The 460-nt window shown below is 45.0% G+C and carries 2 tRNA genes; both read left to right on the top strand.

Features of this window, described 5'->3' with window-relative positions:
- Nucleotides 1–162 precede the first annotated feature (162 nt).
- Nucleotides 163–239: transfer RNA gene (locus CSV64_RS16485), tRNA-Ile, on the top strand.
- 25 nt (nt 240–264) lie between these two features.
- Nucleotides 265–340: transfer RNA gene (locus tag CSV64_RS16490), tRNA-Ala, on the top strand.
- Nucleotides 341–460: the final 120 nt, after the last annotated feature.

Raw genomic sequence — 460 nt, forward strand, 5'->3', positions numbered from 1 at the left:
GTAGCCGTATCGGAAGGTGCGGCTGGATCACCTCCTTTCTAAGGATTATGTTTTCTTGCCTGAAATATGGAAGAAACATTCGGAAGATAGATCTTCGATCTATCACGTTAACGTTTTGCGTTCAGTTTTGAAGGTTTATGTAATCTTCATACATAGAAAGAGGGGCCTATAGCTCAGCTGGTTAGAGCGCACGCCTGATAAGCGTGAGGTCGGTGGTTCGAGTCCACTTAGGCCCACCATAACATCTCTCTTTTTATATATCCCGGGGCCTTAGCTCAGCTGGGAGAGCGCCTGCCTTGCACGCAGGAGGTCAACGGTTCGATCCCGTTAGGCTCCACCAATAATTTGTTCATTGAAAACTGGATAAAACGACATTGAAAGTAATCAAGTAATCAACCGAGTCGCATGTATGCGATTCAAGCAATCTTTTTAACCTTCTGATTCCTATCGCTAGGATGAA

Origin of the sequence: Sporosarcina sp. P32b (assembly GCF_002743335.1) — a bacterium.
In the GTDB taxonomy this organism is placed as follows: Bacteria; Bacillota; Bacilli; order Bacillales_A; family Planococcaceae; genus Sporosarcina.